Below are 1,191 nucleotides of genomic sequence, written 5' to 3'. Positions count from 1 at the left end.
TGTTCGACGCCTTCTACCGTGTGGCTCATCGGGATTCGGCCCCGAAAACGAACGACGCCGTCGTGCTCTCATTCGGCGCAGCATCCTCACCGACCGTGCCCCGCATACACAACACCTCACTGCCACCCGGCTCCACCGTGCGCCACTCCGGCGCCGCCGGCGCCTGCGCACCAATCAGCACACCGTCATACACCACCGTGGCCCCCACCGGATCACCCTCCGCCGGGCACGCATCCGCCGAATCCACCACGAACACCGTCAAATCCAACGGCACCGCAACATTCGACTGCGACGCATCCTGCAACCGATACTTCATCACCACATCACCAGAATTGATGATCGGCACCGGCGCCTGCGCATACTGACCCCCACCGAGGCCCTCCTTCGCCAACGCCTCGAACGGGTAATCACTGGTCCCCGCACCACCGACCGCCAAATCCAACGTGCCCGACGAAATACTGCCCGGGCTCAGCGTCTGCGACTGACTCCACAACGCACCAGTCTGCTGCGACGACATCAACGCCACCCCAGCAACCACCGCACCACCAGCAGCCAACCAACGAGTCTTGTTCGACATGGGACTACACCTGCCTCAACGTGACATTGAAATTGTTCAAGTCGACCTGAACGGACTGCGCCGCATCACCATCGGTGTCCGCATCGAAGGTGATGATCACCCTCACATCCACCGTCCGATCATCGAACGCCGAAGTGATCACCACCCCATCCGCATCCACCGGCACCGGGTCACCACCCGACGTCGCGGTGATCTTGTGATCGACCACACCACTGAACGCCTCATCACCGACGATCGTGGCCTCATCCACCGCGAGACTCGCCCGCAGATTCGTGCCCTGCGCCGTCACCTGGAAACTCGCCTGATAGGTCAGCACATCCCCGGGAACCGCACGGAAATCGGTCACCTCGATCACACCGTTCTGATCCGACCACTCCGGTGCCGCCTTCTGGGTCAGCGCCAACGCACCCGCCCCGATCTCACCACCGCCCACATCCGTGGCCGCATTCCACGCGGCCATCGTGCCCGCACCCCCGGCCAGCAAGACAGTCGCCGCACCCGCCGCGACCGCACCTTTCAACTTGTTGTTCATCACATGGTCAGCTTTCGTCAGACCCCGCACGGGGTAGGAGAGTTCGGACTCGACACCGGCACCACAGCAAGGTCGTACTACT

At 62.9% G+C, this 1,191-nt stretch carries 2 protein-coding genes; both read right to left on the bottom strand.

From position 1 onward, the window contains the following. Positions 1-25 precede the first annotated feature (25 nt). The gene (locus RM2_RS23175) at positions 26-577 is read right to left on the bottom strand and encodes a hypothetical protein (RefSeq protein WP_072691780.1); all 552 of its coding nucleotides are present in this window, start codon (positions 575-577) and stop codon (positions 26-28) included. A 4-nt stretch (positions 578-581) separates the two neighbouring features. Further along, positions 582-1,191: alternate-type signal peptide domain-containing protein (locus RM2_RS23170; protein WP_218017277.1), on the bottom strand; the 610-nt coding region annotated here is incomplete at its 5' end.

Origin of the sequence: Rhodococcus marinonascens NBRC 14363, assembly GCF_001894885.1 — a bacterium.
GTDB lineage: Bacteria > Actinomycetota > Actinomycetes > Mycobacteriales > Mycobacteriaceae > Rhodococcus_F > Rhodococcus_F marinonascens.
The sequence above is the reverse complement of the archived record's forward strand: the minus strand, read 5'-3'. Positions and strand labels throughout refer to the sequence as shown.